Raw genomic sequence first — 18,307 nt, forward strand, 5'->3', positions numbered from 1 at the left:
TCTTCATGCAGGAAGGTAGCGCAGCGATTTTACCTGATCAGGAAAATGAACTTAAGCAACAACCGTACAAGCGTATTGGCTCACTCGTTTCACACACTTTTCATCAACAAGAAGCGTTAGAGTTACAATGTGAGCACGGTTTCGTCTCGGTCCTGTTTTATCGCGATGACATCGTACGTATTTTAATGAACCCGAAAGAAACGCCTCAGAAACAGTCTACGCTCGCTGTTGTAAAGGAACGAGAAAACGTCGAGCTGACCTTAACAGAGAATGAGCATAACCTAACGCTGTCGAGCAGTAAGCTCACGCTTAACATCAATCGTGCTCCTGTGACAATTGCAATCTACGATCAAGATGGGCGTGTGCTTGTAGAAGAGACAGAGCATGGGATGGCATTTAACAGTAAACAAGAAGTGATTAGTTTTAAAAAGATGGACGCTAATGACCATTTTTATGGTTTTGGGGAAAAGACGAGCTTTTTAGATAAGCGCGGCGAAAAAATGACGATGTGGAATACTGATGTGTTTGCACCGCATAACCCTGAAATTGACGCGCTTTATCAGTCGATCCCTTACTTTATGACGATTCGCAACGGTCAGGCGCACGGTATCTTTTTGGACAATCCAGCGAAAACCGTTTTTGATATGAAATCATCGACTGAGCAATATTCCATGAAAGCAGAGCGAGGGCAGCTTGACTACTACATTTTTGCCGGTCCGACACCAAAGGATGTGCTTGAGCAGTATACAGCGATTACGGGGAAAATGCCGTTACCGCCAAAGTGGGCATTAGGATATCATCAATCACGCTACAGCTATAAAAATGAGCAAGAAGTGCGAGCGCTCGTGCAAACATTTAAGGAAAAAAGGATTCCGTTAGATGCCATTTATTTAGATATTCATTATATGGATGGCTACCGTGTCTTTACGTTTGATGAAGACCGTTTTCCAAATCCGAAGCAACTGATGCAGGAGTTGAAAGACGAAGGCATTCACGTCGTTCCGATCGTTGACCCCGGCGTTAAAGAAGACCCAGAGTACTTTGTATATCAAGAAGGGGTTAAAGACGATCATTTCTGTAAATACATTGATGGGACCATATATCACGGCGACGTTTGGCCGGGCAACAGCGCCTTTCCTGATTTTACAAAAGCAGAAGTACGAAAATGGTGGGGCGACAACCATACATTTTACACCGATTTAGGCATTGAAGGTGTATGGAATGATATGAACGAGCCGGCTGTGTTTAATGAAACGAAAACGATGGATGTCAAAGTCGTACATGACAACGATGGTGATCCGCAAACGCATGGTGAGCTCCACAACTTATACGGATTTTTAATGGGGAAAGCGACGCATGAAGGTTTGAAAGAACAAATTAACGGCAAACGTCCATTCTTATTAACGCGGGCAGGGTTTGCTGGTGTACAACGGTATGCGACCGTATGGACTGGGGACAACCGTAGTTTCTGGGAACACTTACAGATGGCATTACCGATGTGTATGAATTTAGGTGTATCAGGAGTTCCTTTCTGTGGACCGGATGTCGGCGGATTTGCCCACGATACGAATGGTCAACTGCTCGCACGCTGGACGCAGTTCGGTACTTTCACACCCTATTTTAGAAATCATAGTGAATTACATTCGCTCCCACAAGAACCTTGGCAATTCGGTGAAACGTATGAAAAAGTCATCAAAAAGTATATTGAGCAACGTTATGTATGGATGCCATACTTGTATACGTTATTTCAAGAAGCGAGTGTGACTGGAACGCCCGTTATGCGCCCATTAGTCCTCGAGTACCCGAATGATAAACATACGTTTAACTTGTCTGATCAGTTTATGATCGGCTCCGATGTCATCGTCGCACCGATTTTAACCCCGGATACGTATCATCGGGTTGTGTACTTGCCAGAAGGTCGATGGGTCAACTACTGGACGAACGAAAAGTTAGAAGGCGGCAAGCATCACCTCGTCGAAGCGCCTTTAGATACCTTGCCAATCTTTGTCAAAGAAGGCGCAGTTATCACACATGGAGCAGTCAAGCGCTCTACGGAAACAAAAGAAGAACAGCTTACTGTTCATGTGTATCCAAAAGAAGGCGAAACTTCAACTTTCACGTATTACGAAGATGACGGCAGAACGTACGGCTATGAATCTGGCGAGTTTTATACGTGTAAGATCGAGGCGGCAATTGACAACGAGCAGGTAAACATAACGATGAATGTAGAGAATGACGGCTATCAGCCTGATTGGAAAGCGGTGAAATTCATCGTACATGGTGTCGCAGATCATGTGAAAGTGACAGTGGATGGAAAGGAACAAGTGACAGAAGTGAACGCAAAAGGTTGTGTTCAAACGAATTTACAGCGATAACAGAGCCACCTGACATCAAACAGACAGCCCTCTTTGTAGCGAAAGCTGACAAATGGGGACTGTCTTTTTCTCGTTCAATCCACAGCATACCCGTAAAATTTGCCGAGCTTTTTATATCTCCAAATTGATGTTACCATCTATAATTGGAAAAAACCTACGAAACTACTTCACTTTGATGAAGAGGCACCTTATGCAAAAGGGCGACTTCTGGGGAGAACTATGCAAGAAGCACATTAAACGTTGCACCAAACACTTTTATGGTGCGATCATCGTGAAGGCCAAAAAAGCGAAATAAAGGCTTCCAGGGGTCTGAGAAGCTGAGGGATCTGTGTTCCAAGCTGCTTTCATCAAATCAGTCTTCATCATTAGATATCATAGTGATATTTCTGTCGTTATAATAAGTAATGTACTCTGGAGGGATTTCATTGGAAATCATACAGTTTGGCGAATCAGCTCTGGCGACTTGGTGAATGCCTCGTTTGTTGAATTTTTCTTTCTCAACCATCAAAACCCATTCCGAAGACATCTCTTGAATCTTTTTGTAGATATAGGCACTAATCATGTGATTCACTGTTAGCCCTGCCGTGAGGTCTACTCCTGTTACACTTGTAAAAGCTTTATTGACGAAGATGCCTTTAAAATACTCATCTACTTTTTCAGAGCTTGTGGAAATCATGCCTTCGTTATAAACAATCTCTCCACCAATGAAGAAAACTTTTGTGTTGCAGGCAACCAATTCATATAAAGCATTAATATTATTAGTAACAACGGTAATTTGGCTAAGTTCTTTTAATTTTTTTGCTAAAAAGTAACAAGTGGCTCCAGAGCCTAAAAAAATGGTATCACCTTTATCAATTTGTGTCAGAGCAAGCTCTGCAATCGATTTCTTAATATCCGCATTCTCTATTTTTGTGCTGTATACTTGAGATAATGTTTCTTCTTCATTTTCTTCTGGACCACGTGAAAGAATAGCTCCCCCAAACGTTTTTTTCAAAAACCCTTCTTCTTGTAACTTATCTAAATCCTTCCTTATTGTCACACTGCTTACATTCAGCATTTCCGTTAAAGATGATGTATTTATACTTTTTTTGTCAACCAATAAATTTTTAATTGTTTCTAATCGTTCTTCAGGTAACATAAGTGAACTCCTTTTTCCTTGAAAAATGATGAATTACTTAACATTAAAACACAAACGAAACTAAAAATAAATATAGTAAACAAAAAATAAACTCATTGTATCGTCTGTCATAGACAATTAAATATCCTTGTTAAAGTAAACTATTGAACATGACTGAATTAAAAGTAGTCATTAGGTAAGCTTTTAAAAGAAAGCGGGCTAGAAAAACAGTCTAACCTGATGAAAATAAAAGAAACAAAAAGAAAATAAGCATCTGATAAAAGTAAATAAAAATAAATTATATATTGACTTTAGAAAATAAAAATAATAAAGTGAAATCAAAGTTAAAGAGTTGAAACTTTTTAATTTTATATTTTATTGCAGGACATGTTAGGGGGAATTTGATGAAACGAGTAAAAGTTGGGATTGTCGGTTTAGGAAGATTGGGAATGGATCACGCCAAAAACATTGCATTTAATATCCCTAATGCAGAATTAACGGCAGCCTGTAGCATTTCCGAAGAAGAAGTCGCATATGTGCAAAAACATTGGTCAATTCCGTATGGATACACAAATTACGATGACATGCTGCAAAATAAAGAAATTGATGCGATTGCCATTGTCTCTTCATCACCTGAGCATTGTAGTCAAATTGAGAAAGCATTAGACGCTGGTTATCATGTCTTTTCCGAGAAGCCATTAGGTACAACTGTTGAAGAATGCAAAATTGCTGAAAAAGCTGTTGAAAGAAATCCGGATAAAGTATTTATGCTCGGATTTATGAGAAGATATGATCCTTCTTATGAATATGCAAAAAGAAAAATTACAGAAGGGGCAATCGGAAAGCCCATACTAGTCAAAGCAACAAGTATTGATCCCGAAGACACGATTGATGGTGCAATTAGATTTGCTGAGTCTAGCGGTGGGTTGTTTATTGATATGACTGTTCATGACATCGATTTAGCAAGATGGTTTTTAGAATCAGATGTCAAAAATATCTACTCGATTGGCGGCTGTTATTTACATAAAGAATTTGCGGCATATGGAGATGGGGATAATGTTGCATCATTAATGCATTTTGAAAATGGTGCTATGGCTATGTTTCACTCCGGAAGAAATGCACCACATGGGTATCATGTAGAAACCGAAATTGTAGGAACTCATGGCACACTGAGAATTGGTTCGGTCCCGCAGAAAAATGAAGTCATGATTTTTGATAGCCATGGGGCGCGCAAGGAATGTGTATCAGGATTTCCGGAAAGATTTAAAGCAGCCTATCGTTTAGAAGTTGAAGAATTTATTCATTGTATTCTTGAGGAGCGGAAGCCTTCTATTTCTGTGTATGACGGCACGAAGGCGACAGAGGTTGCTTTTGCTGCTACAGAATCATTTCGGCAGAATACGTTAGTGACATTGAAAGCGGAAGAAGTTCTTTAAGTTCAATACCAGTTTGTAAACGTTGATTTATGTCTAAATGTAAACGTATTCAAAAAGCGGTTTCAAAATAGCTGATGAGCTGAAAAATCATCTGACTCCAGCTTGTGTAAAATATGGCCAAAGGATGAACGACATGAGTTTGATTACATTTCAGAATAACCGAAAGCTTGATCTCATTCCTATGGGAAGAATAGGCGTTGACCTTAACGCAGTTGAGGTCAATCGCCCCATTGAAGAAGTCGTCACTTTTAAAAAAACAGTGGGAGGCTCCCCGGCAAACATCGCTATTGGCGCCTCTCGACTTGGTTTAAATGTTGGGTTTATTGGCCAAGTCTCTGCTGACGGTTTAGGCCGGTTCTGTAGAATTACGATGGAAAAAGAGAACGTAGATACGACACATATTTTGATAGATCAATCTGGAAGAATGAATGGATTAGCACTGACAGAGATTATTAGTCCGTCTGAATGTCAAAGCATTCTCTACCGTGACGGCGTTGCCGATCTGTATATGAAGCCTGAAGATATTCAACGAGAATATATCGAACAATCCAAGATATTACTTATTTCTGGAACTGCTTTAGCGCAAAGCCCTTCGCGCGAAGCGACCTTGCAAGCAATTGAATATGCTACTGAATCAAAAACGAAAATCATTTTTGAATTGGATTACCGCGCTTACTCCTGGCAGTCAAAAGAAGAAACGGCTCATTATTATCAACGAGTAGCGGCTGCCTCCGATATTATTTTAGGGACAGAAGATGAGTATCGTGCTCTAACCGGAACCAAAGATCATTCTGAACTGGATAAAAGTCTTGTAGCGAGGCAGATGTTAGCGAAAGGGTCTGAACTAGTCATCATTAAGCAAGGGTCAGACGGATCGATCGGATATGCAAAGGACGAAGAAGTCATTCAAGTCAAACCTTTTCGTACTCAAGTGCTTAAAACGCAAGGAGCTGGAGATGCATACGCGGCCGGATTAATTTGTGGATTAATTAACGGTTGGTCAATAAAAAATGCTATGGAATATGGAAGTGCTACTGCGTCTATTGTCGTTTCTAGAAATTCATGCTCAGAAGCCATGCCTACAAATGATGAGGTGATCGCAAAAATGGAAACGAGTAAAACGACATAGGAGGACTTAAAGTGATCGCAGATTTTAACAAGATATTAAATAAGGCAGCGCAAAACAATTATGCATTGGCAGCTTTTAATGTTTTTGGTTATGAAGACGCGCATGCGGTCATTCAAGCTGCTGAAGACATGAATGCGCCAATTTTACTGGCAACAAATCAAGCAGCCATTGATCATATGCCTATTCAATGCTGGGGGCGACTGCTTAGGTCGTTAGCTGAAGATGCACACGTCCCTGTATCCATTCATTTAGATCATGCGAAAGATTTTCAAACGGTTGCAGACGCAATTCATAGTGGCTATACCTCTGTTATGTATGACGGGTCTCATCTCCCGCTTCATGAAAATATAAAGAATACGAAAGAAATCACAAAAATGGCGCACGCCTTCAATGTACCTGTTGAAGGTGAAGTAGGCAAGCTTTCGTATGAAGACATCCCTGGTCAAGAGACTGAATTTACAGACCCTGAAGAGGCAAAGATATTCGTCGAGGAGACTGGCGTAGATTGGCTTGCTGTTTCGGTTGGAACAGTGCAAAGGATGGCAAAGCAAGAGGCTGAGATTCAGTTCCAGCGTTTAAAAGCCATTGAACAAATTGTAAAAACGCCCTTAGTCATTCACGGTTCTTCAGGAGTTACGAATCATGATTTGAAAAAATTGATCCAAACAAAAGTTTCAAAGTTAAATATTGGGACGGCGCTAAGAGTTGCATTTGGTCATAGTTTGGCGAATCAAGTCGCAGCCTCTCCTCAAGAGTATGATCGATTAAAGTTATTTGCGGAACCAATGGACAGGGTTAAGGAAGAAGCATTAAATAAATTACATTTATTAGGTTTTAATAGTTGATTTGTTGTAGAGAGGAGAATGACTTTGTCAACAGTTCGATTAACGATGGCTCAAGCATTAGTCAAATTCTTAGATCAACAGTATCTGAACATCGATGGCCAAGAATTTAAGTTTTTTAAAGGGGCTATGGGTATTTTTGGGCATGGAAATGTTCTTGGTCTAGGACAAGCACTTGAGCAGTATAAAGCAGATTTTCCGTTCTATCAGGGAAAAAACGAGCAAGAAATCGCACATACTGCAATGGCGTATGCGAAACAAAAAAGAAGAAGAGAAACGTTTGCTGTTACAGCGTCTATCGGTCCTGGCTCTGCAAACATGGTAACAGCGGCGGCGACAGCAACTGTGAATAGAATACCTGTACTGTTTTTACCATCGGACCATTTTGCTTCTAGACAGCCAGATCCAGTATTGCAGCAGGTTGAAAACGCTGGCGATTACACCCTCTCTGTCACGGATTCTTTTAAGCCTGTTAGTAAATATTGGGATCGAATTGTCCGACCTGAACAGCTCATCTCGGCGTGCCTGCAGGCGATGAGGGTATTAACCGATCCAGCAGAAACAGGCGCGGTCACTTTAGCATTGCCACAAGACGTACAGGCAGAAGCCTATGATTATCCGAAGCATTTCTTTGAAAAAAGAGTCCATTTTCTTGAACGGCGACCAGCATCACAAAATGAATTGGAGCGGGCTGTTCGTTTAATCAAAAATAAGAAAAAACCATTTATGATATGCGGCGGAGGCGTTCGCTATAGTGATGCTAGTGAGCAATTTAGAAGCTTCTCGGAAGCGTTTCATATTCCTTTTGGCGAAACGCAATCAGGGAAAGGAACGGTGGAATGGAATCATCCCCTTAATTTGGGAGGGGTTGGGATCTGTGGCACAAGAGCTTCGAACCGCATTGCGAAAGACGCCGATTTAATTATCGCGGTAGGCACTCGGTTAAATGATTTCACGACGTCATCTAAATTGGCTTATGAAAACCCGGAGTGTGACGTTCTCTCAATCAATTTAAACACGCTCGATGCCAAAAAACTAAATGCTCATTCGGTCATCGCTGATGTCAAAGCAACGTTACAACAGTTAGAGGCGTCGCTAGCTCGCGAATATTATCAAGCGGGTTATGGTAATGAAATAAAAGATGCAAAAAAGAATGGGCTAAAGAAATGGATCGATTGAGTAGGTTATCAAGTGATGGAGGTTTGCATCAGACGCGCGTGATTACTGAGCTCAACCGCTGGCTTGACCCGAATTCTATTATCGTTTCCGCTTCTGGCAGTCTCCCTTCCGACCTTGAGAGGATATGGAAACCGACTGCTCAAGATACATACCATTTAGAATATGGTTTTTCTTGTATGGGCTATGAAGTTCCAGGAGCGATGGGGGCTAAACTTGCTAATCCAGAGCAAGAAGTGTATGCCTTCGTAGGTGATGGCACATATCTCATGGGTCATACAGAGTTATATACAAGTATACAAGAAGGAGTGAAAATTAATATACTTCTTTTTGATAATCACGGCTATCAGTGTATTCACAATTTGCAACGTGCTCATGGGGTAGATAGCTTCGGAAATGAATTTCGCTTTCGGCAGGATCAAAACAAGCAGCTCTCAGGTGCGTATGCTCCGATTGATTTTGTTAAAAATGCCGAAAGCTATGGTGCTGTAGCTTATAAAGTAAATACGTTAGACGAGTTGAAAGAAGCCATTTCAAAAGCAAAAGAGGAAAAGGTATCGACTTTAATCCATATCTCTGTACTGCCAGGAACCATGACAGAAGGATACGAAAGTTTTTGGAATGTAGGCGTACCAGAAGTATCAGATAGCCATTCGATTCAGGAGTCTTTTGCGGAAGTAGAAAAAAATAGAAAAAAAGTGAAGTTTTTCTAAGAGAACGGGGGAGAAAATGATCAAAGTAGAAAAAGTCAACATTGGCTGTGCGCCAATCAATTGGTCCAACGATGATGCTCCAGACATTGGAGGTCATCTGACATTTGAGCAATGTATCAGTGAGATTGCCCTTGCAGGATATTCGGGGTGTGAGCTTGGGAGTAAATTTCCAAAAGAGACTTCAGATTTAAAGAAAGCGCTAAATCTAAGAAACTTAGCTTTATGTAATGGTTGGTTCAGTGCATTCTTTACGACAGGGCCAAAAGAAAAAACAATAGAAGGCTTTATCAAGCATCGTGATTTTTTACACGAAATGGGCGCAAAAGTGATTGGGGTTGGCGAAGTTGGGAGCACCGTACACGGAGACGAACATGTTCCTCTGTTTTCTGGCAGACCTTATTTAACAGAAGAGCAATTTACCGCTTTAGCCAATGGTTTAAATGAGTTAGGTCGGTTAGCAAAAGAGAAAGAAATGAAAATTGCCTTTCATTATCATATTGGTACTGGAATTGAAAATTTTTCAGAAATAAAAAAATTAATGGAACTCACCGATTCTGAGCTTGTCCACCTTTTGTTTGATACTGGACATGCAGCTGTAGCTGGAACGGATCCACTAGATATTTTGCAACTGTATGGGGAGCGAATAAGTCACATCCATATAAAGGATGTTCGTTCAGAGGTTCTTAACGATACAAAACAGAATGATAGAAGCTTTATTGATGCGGTGAGAAAAGGTCTATTCACTGTCCCAGGTGATGGAGATGTCGTTGATATGAAGCGAGTATGTAACAAATTAAAAGACTTAGATTATAAAGGTTGGATCGTTGTAGAGGCTGAACAAGACCCTGAGAGAGCGAACCCTTTAGCGTATGCAATAAAAGCGAGATCATTTATTAAAACGCACCTTGGTATTTAAATAGTAAGTCTTGCATGGATTTCTTTGGTGATGGGGGGTGAAGCAATTCAATATGTGGTAAACGATGAATAGCATTGTTGAACAACTAGATTTCATTATGACAAGAAAGGTGATTGTTTTATGAATTTACAAGTTCAAAGTCAAAAACCTGATCAAGATGGACGAACGTTAGAGATCACCCCAGAAAATGCTGGTTGGGGGTATGTTGGGTTTGAAGTATATAAATTAGATAGGGGCATGACAACGACGAAAGAGACGTTTAATCGTGAAGTGTGTGTTGTCATTTTAAGTGGCAAAGCTAATGTCAGATCTAAACATGAAGCTTTTCTCAATATTGGCGAGCGGATGAGCGTTTTTGAATGGACACCTCCGTATTCAGTGTATATTCCCTCCGACGAAGAGTATAGTATTGAAGCCTTAACGCCATTGGAAGTGGCTATTTGTTCAGCTCCATGTCAAGGAAACCATGATGTCAGGCTGATTCAACCTTCAGATGTAGGGAAGGAGACGCGTGGATCGGGCGCTGTGACCAGACATATACACAATATTTTACCTGAAGACAAGCCTGCAGATCACTTGCTGGTTGTGGAAGTACTTACGCCAGGAGGAAATTGGTCGGGGTTTCCTCCTCATAAGCACGACGAAAATAATCTACCGACAGAATCATATTTAGAAGAGACCTACTACCACAAAATAAACCCTGAACAGGGCTTTGGCTATCAGAGAGTGTATACAAAAGATCGCACAATTGATGAGAATATGTGTATACGTCATGATGATGCAGTGCTTGTTCCAAAAGGGTATCATCCAGTAGCGTCACCCCCAGGATACGATGTATATTTTTTGAATGTGATGGCTGGTCCAGTTCGGACGTGGAGATTTACGAATGACCCAGACCATGAGTGGTTTTTAGAACATAAAAAAGTGTATTAAACAAAGGGTGTTACGTTTGTTTTGCTCGGGTGGATTTTAAAAAGGGGGAGATAAATGATGAAGGATGATCATTTATATATGAAAGAGATTAAAGCGAAAGAACCATCTACTGTGAAAACCAATATTTCCTCAGCAAAAAAACAAACAAATCCAAACAAGTTTTTAGTGGTCATCATTGTCATTTCTACGCTTGGAGGACTTCTGTTTGGTTATGATACGGGGGTCATTAACGGAGCCTTACCATTTATGGGGCAAGAAGGGCAGCTAAATCTTACACCACTGACGGAAGGACTCGTAGCCAGTTCACTATTATTAGGCGCAGCCTTCGGATCAGTTTTGGGAGGGCGAATAGCAGATTATATAGGAAGAAGAAAAACCATTATGTGGCTGGCCGGGCTATTTTTTATAGCTACATTGGCATGCGCATTCGCCCCAGATACAGCTACCATGATTATAGCTCGTTTCTTCTTAGGATTAGCTGTAGGGGGAGCATCGGTTACTGTTCCAATGTTTTTAGCTGAGATGGCGCCAACAGAGCGCAGAGGACAGATCGTCACTTGGAATGAAGTGATGATTGTTTCAGGACAGTTACTCGCTTTTATTGTTAATGCCATTCTAGGAACGACTATGGGAGATTCAGGTCATGTCTGGAGAATTATGTTGGGAGTGGCAGCAGTACCAGCAGTATTTTTAGGTCTAGGCATGCTCATTGTTCCTGAAAGTCCGCGCTGGCTTGCTGCCAAATTGCGCTTTAACGATTCAATCCAAGTTTTAAATCGCATCCGCGATAAGGAAAGAGCCGCATCAGAATTAAATTTACTGAAACAAAATATTAGCGAGAATCATCAGAGTAGAAAAACAAAAAATGAAAATCTGAAATACTTAGCGAAACCTTGGTTTAGAAGAATGCTTTTGATCGGAATTGGGGTAGCGGTTGTCAATCAAATTACAGGTGTTAACTCTATTATGTATTACGGTACGCAAATTTTACAAGATTCGGGCTTTGAAACCAATGCCGCTTTAATTGGGAATATCGGTAATGGTGTCATCTCGGTCGTAGCTATGCTCACAGGAATATGGTTACTTGGAAAAGTCAACAGAAGACCTATGCTCATCACAGGTCTTATTGGGACTTCGTCTTCGCTCTTATTGATCGGAATCTTTTCTAATGTGTTCCAAGGTACAGTGGCGCTTCCGTTTATGATATTAAGCTTAACGATCCTTTTCTTAGCATTTATGCAAGGCGCTGTAGGCCCGGTCACATGGCTTATTATATCAGAAATATTCCCGCAAAAAATTCGAGGCTTTGGGATGGGCATTTCTATTTTTTGTTTATGGATAGCTAACTTTTTTGTAGGGCTGTTATTTCCAGTGTCGGTAGACGCCTATGGATTATCAAATACATTTTTCTTCTTTGTCATTTTAGGTGTCTTTGCTATTTTGTTCGTCTTTAAATATTTACCAGAAACAAGAAATAAGACGCTTGAGCAAATTGAAGAGGAAATGAGTCAGACAAGCTAAACAAGTTCATAATTTTTAAAATAAATGCTTTTAGTCAAAATTAGTTTCATTTTTAAAAATGTTGCATAAATCTTCTGTATATGATCGACAAAGTAAAAGTTTGTCTTTTATTCAGTGACAGTACTTGTTTTTATAGATTCGAACGTTTGGGAGTGATTACTATTTTAAAAACGATCTATCCTACTTTTGAAAGCGCTATAAATAACATCTCTGATGGTGACACGATTATGGTTGGTGGCTTCGGCTTATGCGGAATTCCTGAGAACCTGATCAAAGCACTCTCAGAAAGCAGTGTTAAAAATTTGACCGTTATTTCTAATAACTGCGGTGTCGATGATTGGGGACTTGGTTTGCTGTTAAGAAATAAGCAAATTAAAAAGATGATTGCATCTTATGTCGGTGAGAATAAAGAGTTTGAAAGACAGCTTCTACAAGGTGATTTAGAAGTTGAGATCATTCCTCAAGGGACACTAGCTGAAAGAATCAGAGCTGGAGGTGCTGGCATCCCCGCTTTTTACACGCCTGCCGGTGTAGGAACACAAATTGCGGAAGGAAAAGAAACGCGGGTATTCGCGGGAAAAACTTATTTGTTGGAAGAAGCGTTAGTTGCTGACGTGAGTCTTATTCGCGCTGTCAAAGGTGACACTTTAGGCAATCTTATCTATAACAAAACGGCACGGAACTTTAATCCGCTCATGGCTGCGGCAGGCAAAACAACGATAGCAGAAGTAGAAGCGCTTGTGGAAGTCGGTCATTTACATCCAGAGTCTATTCATACGCCTAGCATCTATGTAAGTGGGCTGATTCGTGGAACGCAAGATAAGAGAGTAGAGAAGCTCACCATAGCGAAGGGAGGATCGTCATGAAAGTACAAGATCAAAAGGTTGTGAGAGAGCGAATTGCTAGAAGAGCGGAAAAGGAAATTCAAAGCGGCGATTATGTCAATTTAGGAATTGGGATGCCTACGTTAATTGCAAACCACTTAGATGAAACTAAACAAGTGATGCTTCATTCTGAAAACGGTTTACTAGGGATCGGTCGTTATCCTACTGAACACGAGGTTGACCCAGATTTAATTAACGCAGGTAAAGAAACGATATTAGTAGCCAAAGGAGGCGTCTTTTTTGACAGTGCAGAATCATTTGCGATGATTCGCGGAGGTCACATTGATCTTGCCATTCTTGGTGGAATGGAAGTATCTGAGCAAGGGGATTTGGCGAATTGGATGATTCCAGGAAAAATGGTAAAAGGTATGGGCGGAGCAATGGATCTAGTCAATGGAAGCAAGAAAGTCGTTGTGGTTATGGAACATGTAAATAAATTTGCAGAGCCTAAGATTTTAAAAATGTGTAGTTTGCCATTAACTGGTACTCAAGTTGTCAATCGAATCATTACAGACCGAGCGGTTATTGACAAAACGGAAAATGGTCTCCAACTCATCGAGGTGGCAAGTGGTTATTCAGTCAAAGATGTTCAAGAATCTACCGAGCCGGACATACTTGTACATCCGGATGTAAAGATGAATGCGTTTTAAACAATGTATCCTTACCAATAAATCGTGAAAATATAGATTCGTGATGAGGGGAATGAACAATGAAAGAAGTCGCAATCGTTAGTGCCGTTAGGACACCTATCGGCACACTTGGTGGAGCCTTTAAGGACATAACAGCAACAGACTTAGGTGCACAAGTGATTCAAAAAGCTGTCGAAAAAGCAAACATTGATCCATCAGATATTGATGAAGTCATTATGGGCAATGTACTTCAAGCTGGAAACGGGCAAAATCCGGCTCGACAAGCTTCCGCCAAAGCAGGTATCCCCTATTCAGTACCCGCTATGACCTTAAACAAAGTGTGTGGCTCTGGATTAAAAGCCGTTCATTTAGGGTATCAAGCGATCAAGCTTGGACAAGCTGAGGCTGTCGTTGCTGGAGGAATGGAAAGTATGTCTCAAGCACCCTATCTCCTTGAAAAAGCCCGGTACGGGTACAGGATGGGGAATGGCATTGTAGAAGATAGTCTGATAAAGGACGGTTTGTGGTGTTCGATTGATGATTGCCACATGGGGATTACGGCTGAGCACTTGAGCAAACATTACAATATCTCTAGAGGCGAGCAAGATGAATTTGCTGCTGAAAGTCATTATAAAGCCAATCAAGCTCAAGTAGAAGGGCGTTTCACAGATGAAATTATACCTATATTGGTTCCGCAAAAAAAAGGAAAGTCGGTATGGATTGACCAAGATGAACACCCGAGAAAAGGAGTATCTATTGATACATTAGCTAAGTTAAAGCCAGCATTTATAAATAAAGGCACAGTCACAGCAGGAAATTCTTCAGGTATTAATGATGGTGCAGCCGCGGTTGTTTTAATGGATGCAAGCAAAGCGAGAAAAAGAGGAATTCGTATCTTAGGGGTGATCCAGCAAAACATGAGCGTTGGAATAAGTCCTGCAAAAATGGGAATTGCCCCTGTTTATGCGACAAGAAAAATATTAGCAAGAACCGATACATCCTTAGGTGAATTAGATATTCTTGAAGTTAATGAAGCATTTGCTGCGCAAGCATTAGCGGTTTATAAAGAGCTCAATCTGGATCAAGTAAAAGTAAAAGTCAATCCGAATGGTGGCGCAATTGCACTCGGCCATCCTATTGGGGCAAGCGGTGCTCGAATACTCGTCACCTTAATCCATGAAATGAAAAGACAAAAAGCCAGGAAAGGGCTGGCGACATTATGTATTGGTGGAGGTCAAGGGGTAGCGACGATCATTGAACGAGAGAACGGGTAAAAAGAGACAAGGGACAAGTTACCAGTATTTACTTTCCCTACTCATTTAAAGTAGTGATGTTATTTACACATCAATATAATTGAGCACTTAGGGGTCTTTAATTGCAACAAAATGACACCCTTTTATGTAAAGGATCCATTACAGATGACATAATCAGTAATGCTGGAAAGAAAGTCGAGCTTGTTGAGTGACACACTTTATTAAACCTTGCTGTAGAAAAGGTTTTACATGCGTTGGTCACAAGTAAATTTGAGCCGTCAAACAATGCTATATTGAGAGGATGTTTTTGGTGATAGCCTTTCATTCATTGTTTGTCTTAGCGTATCGAAGGTCTATCTCTGCTCACACGCGATAGGCCTTTTTTATATTAAATTGTGACATCTATTACAGCGGAACACCTTGCGTGCAAAACGTTTCATCGATAAACTTCCTCATCCATTTCTTCAGCTAACTTTGTTCCAAAGTTGTTTCCACCTCGAAAACTGATGGGCAAAATATGTTTTATTTTTTCCCTTAACACCTTATCGATTTTTATTTCCAAAAGGGACACTTTCATAAGCATCTCACCCCAAAACAGCTGTTTAGCTTGCTAATATCATCGGCATCAATATTGCGAAAAATAATATTTGTTTTTTCTGAAAATAAATTGACATATGAACATATGGAATATAATATGAATTAAAATAATCACAAACGAACAAAAACGAGCATTTTTGAAAAAGGAGGAGGCTGGTGAGTTAGCGAATCAGAGTCACTCCTTGTGAAGTCTATTCATGACAGTGTCAGTGAAGGTTGCCACGTGAAGTATATTCAAAAAAAAAGAATCATTGGACAAATTATTGATGTAGGAGTGAGATGAATGAGGTATGAAACAGTAAAGGCAGATCTGACTGTTGTAGGTGGCGGACTTGCTGGTGTCAGTGCAGCAGTTTCTGCCGCTCGAATGGGGAAAAAGGTTTCGTTGGTGCAAAACCGACCAGTATTGGGTGGTAATTCTAGTAGTGAGATTAGAGTTTGGGTCCTTGGCGCAACAGGTTTAGGGGTAAATCGATATGCAAGAGAAACTGGAATTGTTGGTGAAATGCTCGTTGAAAATCAATACTTAAATCCGGATGGAAATCCATATTATTGGGACTTGGTCGTTCTAGAAACCGTTTTAAAGGAGCCGAACATCCAACTTTTTCTTAATACGAATGTCTATGAAGTAGAAGCACAAGGAGAAGAGAATGAGCGGATTATTAAGTCAGCGACAGGGTTTATGATGGGATCTGAACGAAAAATCCGTTTTGAAAGCCCCATTTTTTTAGATTGTACCGGAGATGGCCTCGTCGGGTTTCTTGCTGGCGCAAAGTATCGAATTGGCCGTGAGTCAAAAGAGGAGTTTCAAGAAGAATGGGCCCCTGAAAAACCTGACAATATTACATTGGGAAGTACAATGTTCTTTTACACAAAAGATGCTGGTCACCCAGTAAAGTTTGTGCCCCCAAGCTTTGCCCAAGATATCACGAAAACAGCCATTCCAATGAAACGTGTGTTTAAAGCAGGAGACAACGGGTGTTATTATTGGTGGATCGAATGGGGCGGAGAAGACCATATAAATACATTGTATGACAATGAAAAAATACGTGATGAATTGAGGTCTGTCATTTATGGGATATGGGATTACATTAAAAACTCAGGAAACTTCGATGCGGAAAATATGACCTTAGAATGGGTCGGCAGTGTACCAGGAAAAAGAGAATATCGCAGGTTCATAGGCGATCACATTTTAACGCAAAACGATATTGTGAACCAAGTCCCGTTTGAAGACCGCATTGCTTTTGGGGGCTGGTCGATTGATTTGCATCCGCCGGAAGGAATGTATGCCTCTGAGTATGTGTCCAAGTTGTATTGCGCAGATGGGAACTTCCACATCCCGTTTAGAAGCCTGTATTCTGTCAACGTCGATAATTTATTTTTTGCGGGTCGAAACATCAGTGCAACGCATGTGGCTTTCGGAGCAACGCGCGTCATGGCGACTTGTTCAGTCATGGGCGAAGCCGTCGGCGCAGGGGCTGCCTTATGCATAGACAAAGGGGTGACTCCGCGGGAGCTATGTAAAAACCACATCAAAGAGTTGCAAGAAACACTTTTATGGAAAGATGCTTCAATCATCGGATTGCCTTACGAGGATTCAAACGATATTGCGCCACAAGCGAGAATAAGTGCCTCAAGCGTTTCAAGAAATGTGGAGGTCAGTCAACCTAAAAATGCGTATCCTTTAGACACGGACGTAGCGATTTTACTTCCGGTTGATCCTAAAATCAGTGAGGTAGAAGTGTTGTTAGATGCAAATCAAGATACAACCGTGCAAGTCGAGCTCTGGGATACTGGAAGAAAAGAGAATTACATCCCCTATCAGCAACAATGCAGCGATGAAGTAGCGGTGAAAAAAGGAAATCAGCAGTGGGTCACCTTTTCACTGCCATGGTATCCGGCAGAAGCACAAAACGCTTTTATTATTGTCAGAGAAAATGAAGCTGTTTCCTTGTATCAATCAAGTGAATATAAGACAGGAATATTAGGGCTTATTAAAGAGAAAAGCGCCAACATTTCAAGATTACTAGAAGCAATCAACAATGAGCAGCCTGTTGTACAGTGGAGTAAAAAGCCTATTGGGAGACATCCATTCTGTGTGAGATTAAAAGACGAAACGAATGCATATACACCAGCAAAGGTCACAGATGGTTATCTTCGTCCATATGGTGGGCCTCATATGTGGCATTCTGCGCCAATCAAAGGTGCTGAGGAGTGGATTAAACTGACCTGGGAAAGCCCAGTGAATGCATCAGAAGTACAGCTTGTTTTTAACGATGACGTCAATGAAGATCTAAATAACTTACACTATATTCGCACGCCTTTTGATATTTTTCCAGAGTTGGTAAAAAATTATCGGGTTGAAGTCTATGTAGAGGGACAATGGAAAGTCATTGCCCAAGAAAAAAACAATCGAAAACGAAAAAAAGTGCATTCCATTGATCGCTCAATGACGCTAGAAAAGCTTCGCCTTGTCGTAGAAGAAACGAATGGTTCACGCTTTGCAGAAGTGGGCACAATTCGTGTGATCTAAGAAAGATTAATAATCTCTTAATATTTTCTCAACACAATATCAATATAGGGGTTTTATGATAGTCAGTGTATTCAATCTGTTTTATTTTTGGAACGTTCCATATTTATTTAAGACGTTTAAAGGCATTGATTCACAAGGGCACTTTCAAACACATTACCATGAGACGTTTAAATCCATCGTACGGATGGATTCGTATTACCACTCGTTTTGGAACGTTCAGGATGAGTAGTATCTATCGCACTCTTAACGCTTT

Annotated in this window: 12 protein-coding genes and 1 pseudogene; 12 read left to right on the plus strand and 1 reads right to left on the minus strand. The window is 40.7% G+C overall.

The features are described 5' to 3' along the window. Nucleotides 1-5: 5 nt before the first annotated feature. The gene (locus tag G4V62_RS02170; protein ID WP_165199126.1) at nt 6-2,375 is read left to right on the plus strand and encodes a glycoside hydrolase family 31 protein; all 2,370 of its coding nucleotides are present in this window, start codon (nt 6-8) and stop codon (nt 2,373-2,375) included. 352 nt (nt 2,376-2,727) lie between these two features. Here the strand turns inward: G4V62_RS02170 and G4V62_RS02175 are convergent, their stop codons facing one another. Continuing rightward, nucleotides 2,728-3,513 carry a DeoR/GlpR family DNA-binding transcription regulator gene (locus G4V62_RS02175; RefSeq protein WP_165199127.1) on the minus strand — a complete coding sequence of 262 codons (786 nt, stop codon included), beginning with the start codon at nt 3,511-3,513 and terminating at the stop codon, nt 2,728-2,730. 383 nt (nt 3,514-3,896) lie between these two features. On the opposite strand from G4V62_RS02175, the gene G4V62_RS02180 reads away from it, so the two are divergent. The 11 genes and pseudogenes from G4V62_RS02180 (at nt 3,897) to G4V62_RS02230 (ending at nt 18,054) form a co-directional block, all read left to right on the plus strand. Continuing rightward, nucleotides 3,897-4,928, plus strand: a complete 1,032-nt coding sequence (locus G4V62_RS02180; protein WP_165199128.1) for a Gfo/Idh/MocA family protein — start codon at nt 3,897-3,899, stop codon at nt 4,926-4,928. 133 nt (nt 4,929-5,061) lie between these two features. Further along, the gene (iolC, locus tag G4V62_RS02185; RefSeq protein WP_165199129.1) at nt 5,062-6,057 is read left to right on the plus strand and encodes a 5-dehydro-2-deoxygluconokinase; all 996 of its coding nucleotides are present in this window, start codon (nt 5,062-5,064) and stop codon (nt 6,055-6,057) included. Between the two features lie 11 nt (nt 6,058-6,068). Continuing rightward, nucleotides 6,069-6,902 carry a class II fructose-bisphosphate aldolase gene (locus G4V62_RS02190; protein WP_165199130.1) on the plus strand — a complete coding sequence of 278 codons (834 nt, stop codon included), beginning with the start codon at nt 6,069-6,071 and terminating at the stop codon, nt 6,900-6,902. A 24-nt stretch (nt 6,903-6,926) separates the two neighbouring features. Continuing rightward, nucleotides 6,927-8,788: pseudogene (gene iolD / locus G4V62_RS02195) on the plus strand (3D-(3,5/4)-trihydroxycyclohexane-1,2-dione acylhydrolase (decyclizing)). A gap of 16 nt (nt 8,789-8,804) precedes the next feature. Then, nucleotides 8,805-9,704, plus strand: coding sequence for a myo-inosose-2 dehydratase (iolE, locus tag G4V62_RS02200; RefSeq protein WP_165199131.1), 900 nt, complete (start codon nt 8,805-8,807; stop codon nt 9,702-9,704). Nucleotides 9,705-9,824: 120 nt separating this feature from the next. Further along, nucleotides 9,825-10,637, plus strand: a complete 813-nt coding sequence (iolB, locus tag G4V62_RS02205; protein ID WP_165199132.1) for a 5-deoxy-glucuronate isomerase — start codon at nt 9,825-9,827, stop codon at nt 10,635-10,637. Between the two features lie 78 nt (nt 10,638-10,715). After that, nucleotides 10,716-12,158, plus strand: coding sequence for a sugar porter family MFS transporter (locus G4V62_RS02210; RefSeq protein WP_165199133.1), 1,443 nt, complete (start codon nt 10,716-10,718; stop codon nt 12,156-12,158). Nucleotides 12,159-12,304: 146 nt separating this feature from the next. Then, the gene (locus G4V62_RS02215) at nt 12,305-13,024 is read left to right on the plus strand and encodes a CoA transferase subunit A (protein ID WP_246218207.1); all 720 of its coding nucleotides are present in this window, start codon (nt 12,305-12,307) and stop codon (nt 13,022-13,024) included. Continuing rightward, nucleotides 13,021-13,692 carry a 3-oxoacid CoA-transferase subunit B gene (locus G4V62_RS02220; protein ID WP_165199135.1) on the plus strand — a complete coding sequence of 224 codons (672 nt, stop codon included), beginning with the start codon at nt 13,021-13,023 and terminating at the stop codon, nt 13,690-13,692. The genes G4V62_RS02215 and G4V62_RS02220 overlap by 4 nt, the downstream gene beginning before the upstream one ends. A 59-nt stretch (nt 13,693-13,751) precedes the next feature. Beyond that, nucleotides 13,752-14,945, plus strand: a complete 1,194-nt coding sequence (locus G4V62_RS02225; protein WP_165199136.1) for an acetyl-CoA C-acetyltransferase — start codon at nt 13,752-13,754, stop codon at nt 14,943-14,945. An 859-nt stretch (nt 14,946-15,804) separates the two neighbouring features. Then, nucleotides 15,805-18,054, plus strand: a complete 2,250-nt coding sequence (locus G4V62_RS02230) for an FAD-dependent oxidoreductase (RefSeq protein WP_165199137.1) — start codon at nt 15,805-15,807, stop codon at nt 18,052-18,054. Nucleotides 18,055-18,307 lie beyond the last annotated feature (253 nt).

It is taken from the genome of Litoribacterium kuwaitense (assembly GCF_011058155.1).
Classification (GTDB): Bacteria; Bacillota; Bacilli; order Bacillales; family DSM-28697; genus Litoribacterium; species Litoribacterium kuwaitense.

Excerpts from the sequence above, each read along its gene's own strand:
- G4V62_RS02180 (WP_165199128.1), top strand. The coding sequence starts at position 3,897 with ATGAAACGAGTAAAAGTTGGGATTGTCGGTTTAGGAAGATTGGGAATG.
- G4V62_RS02230 (WP_165199137.1), top strand. The coding sequence starts at position 15,805 with ATGAGGTATGAAACAGTAAAGGCAGATCTGACTGTTGTAGGTGGCGGA.
- iolE (WP_165199131.1), top strand. The coding sequence starts at position 8,805 with ATGATCAAAGTAGAAAAAGTCAACATTGGCTGTGCGCCAATCAATTGG.
- G4V62_RS02170 (WP_165199126.1), top strand. The coding sequence starts at position 6 with ATGCAGGAAGGTAGCGCAGCGATTTTACCTGATCAGGAAAATGAACTT.
- iolB (WP_165199132.1), top strand. The coding sequence starts at position 9,825 with ATGAATTTACAAGTTCAAAGTCAAAAACCTGATCAAGATGGACGAACG.
- G4V62_RS02210 (WP_165199133.1), top strand. The coding sequence starts at position 10,716 with ATGAAAGAGATTAAAGCGAAAGAACCATCTACTGTGAAAACCAATATT.
- iolC (WP_165199129.1), top strand. The coding sequence starts at position 5,062 with ATGAGTTTGATTACATTTCAGAATAACCGAAAGCTTGATCTCATTCCT.
- G4V62_RS02220 (WP_165199135.1), top strand. The coding sequence starts at position 13,021 with ATGAAAGTACAAGATCAAAAGGTTGTGAGAGAGCGAATTGCTAGAAGA.
- G4V62_RS02225 (WP_165199136.1), top strand. The coding sequence starts at position 13,752 with ATGAAAGAAGTCGCAATCGTTAGTGCCGTTAGGACACCTATCGGCACA.
- G4V62_RS02175 (WP_165199127.1), bottom strand. The coding sequence starts at position 3,513 with ATGTTACCTGAAGAACGATTAGAAACAATTAAAAATTTATTGGTTGAC.